The following is a 2,318-nucleotide window of genomic DNA, read 5'->3' as shown; positions in this document are numbered from 1 at the left end:
TCCTCCGGCAGCACCCGCTCGCCGCCGCCGATGCCACCGGCGAGCGTGTCGAACTGCGCCGGCAACGGCACGCCTACCGAGCGCAGCGTCTCCGGCATGTTGAGCCGCCCGAGGAACCAGCCCGCGCGGAGGTTGCTCCGGTCCGGCTGCTTCGCCGGCCGGTAGACCCGCGGGCCGCCCTTGGCCAGGGGAAAGAGGTCGTAGGTGCGCTGCGGACCGGCGGCGACGTGCACCACCACCGTGTACTTCGGACCGAGGTCCGCGGCGGCCGGGCCGCGCAGCTGGCCGGTCGCGCCCAGCCACTTGATCTGGTCGATCACCAGGTGGACGTCGGCCGACCGGCTGTCGGTGCGCAGCCGCAGCGGCTCGTCGAGCTTGTCGCCGGTGATGTCGACGCCGGTCGGGGCGGGCGCGGGCGTCGGTTTCGGGGCGGCGTGGGCCGCCGTCGCGCCGGTCAGAGCCAGTGTGCACGCGAGGGCCGCCATCGTCCCGGTCACGGCGATCAGCAGCCGTCTCACCTTCCGGATCATCGCCGCCTCCTCGCCCCGTTCGATGGCTGGCTTCCGCTGCAGTCACACTGGACCGGTGTCCACCACAAAGACTCCGCAGAACGGCGCTCGGTTGCAGCAGGTGGAAGAGTATTTGGAACTATTTGCGAGCTGAGACCGACCAACGAGCGGTCGATGATCATCGGCCGGATCTTACCCGGACGGAGGGAACCATGGGGGGCAGGGTCGCCCGTACGGCGCGTACCTGGGTGGTGGTGCTCGGGGTGGTGGCGGCGTTCGCGCTGCTGCCGGCCGCGCCGGCCGCCGCGCACAACTCGCTGACCGGCAGCGATCCGCGCGACGGGGCCCGGCTGGCCGCCGCGCCGGAGCGGATCGAGCTGCGGTTCCTGGCCACGCCGAAGGAAGCCACGACCGAGGTCACCGTCACCGGGCCGGACAACGTGGCCGCTGCCGGCGGCGCGCCGACCTTCTCCGGCAAGCGGGTGACCGTGCCGTTCCGGCCGGGCGCGGCCGGGCTCTACATCGTCACCTACCGGCTGGCCTCCGACGACGGCCATCCGATCAAGGGGGAGATCCGGTTCACCCTGACCACCGGCACCCCCGCCGAGGCGCCGTCGGCGAGCGCGTCGCCCACGAGTGCCGCCCCCGCCGCGCCTACCAGCGCGGCGCCGAGCCCGACCCCGGCCGCCGCCGAGGCGGACGACGACGGGGGTACGGGCTGGCTGTGGGCGGCCGGCGCGGTGGTGGTGCTGGCCGCTCTGGGCGGCGGGCTGCTGCTGCGCCGCCGGGCCGCCCGCCGCTGACGCCGGCCGGTCAGCGGGAGCCGGCTCGCGGGGAACACTCCGCGTGACGCGGCCGGCGCAACGATCGCCGAAAACGCATATGCCTCTGAGTCATAATCATGACTCAGAGGCATATCGCTCGACAGGGTTACCTTCTCCCGGCCACGACACGCCCGGGCCGTCGGCGGGCCTGCCGCTCAGACCAGGCGTACGCGGGCGGCGCGCAGCCGGGTCAGCGTACGGTCGCGGCCGAGCACCTCCAGCGACTCGAACAGCGGCAGCCCGACGGTGCGGCCGGTGACCGCGACCCGTACCGGCGCCTGCGCCTTGCCCAGCTTCAGCCCGCGCTCCGCGCCGACCGCCTCCAGCGTGGCCTTCAGCGACTCGGCGTCCCAGGACTCCAGCGCCTCGAACGCGACGATCGCCGCGTCCAGCAGGTCGGCCGCGCCCTCCTTCATCGCCTTCGCCCACGCCGCCTCGTCGATCAGCGGGTCGGCCAGGAAGAGGAAGTCGACGTTCGGCACGATCTCGCTGAGCACCGCGATCCGGGTCTGCGCCAGCGGAGCCACCGCCGCGAACGCGGCCGGGTCGAACTCCTCGGGCTGCCACGGCGGCGGGGCGATGGTGTCGGTGCCGGTGAGCCACGGCTGGCAGGCGGCGACGAAGTCCTCCACCGGCAGCGCCCGGATGTAGTCGCCGTTGAACGCGCGCAGCTTCTTCTCGTCGAAGAACGCCGGGGACGGGTTGACCTCGTCCAGCCGGAACTCCTCCTCGATCACCGACCAGGGCACGATCTCCCGGTCGCCCGACGGCGCCCAGCCCAGCAGCATCAGGTAGTTGCGCATCGCGTCGGCGAGGTAGCCCTCGTCCCGGTACGCCTCCAGCGCGACCTTGTCCCGCCGCTTGGACAGCTTCTGCCGCTTCTCGTTCACCACCACCGGCACGTGCGCCCAGATCGGCGGCTTGACCCCGAGCGCGTCCCACAGCAGCTGCTGCTTCGGGGTGTTCGGCAGATGCTCCTCGGCCC

3 protein-coding genes are annotated in these 2,318 nt (G+C 73.0%); 1 reads left to right on the top strand and 2 read right to left on the bottom strand.

Annotated elements, in window-relative coordinates; translation table 11 throughout:
* Positions 1–530: hypothetical protein (locus KBX39_RS29045; RefSeq protein WP_210873599.1), on the bottom strand; the 530-nt coding region annotated here is incomplete at its 3' end.
* Positions 531–721: 191 nt separating this feature from the next.
* Here KBX39_RS29045 and KBX39_RS29040 point away from each other — a divergent pair.
* Positions 722–1,312, top strand: coding sequence for a copper resistance CopC family protein (locus KBX39_RS29040; protein WP_210873598.1), 591 nt, complete (start codon positions 722–724; stop codon positions 1,310–1,312).
* Positions 1,313–1,488: 176 nt separating this feature from the next.
* On the opposite strand, the gene KBX39_RS29035 is transcribed toward KBX39_RS29040, so the two are convergent.
* Positions 1,489–2,318 (bottom strand): glutamate--tRNA ligase (locus tag KBX39_RS29035; RefSeq protein ID WP_247660717.1); only part of this gene is annotated, 830 nt, incomplete at its 5' end.

It is taken from the genome of Micromonospora sp. D75, from assembly GCF_018070405.1.
Classification (GTDB): Bacteria; Actinomycetota; Actinomycetes; order Mycobacteriales; family Micromonosporaceae; genus Micromonospora; species Micromonospora chalcea.
Note: the sequence above shows the minus strand (reverse complement) of the source record. Positions and strands in the feature narration are given on the sequence as shown.

Bases quoted from the DNA above. Each gene is read 5' to 3' on its own strand.
- KBX39_RS29040 (WP_210873598.1), top strand. From the start codon at position 722: ATGGGGGGCAGGGTCGCCCGTACGGCGCGTACCTGGGTGGTGGTGCTC.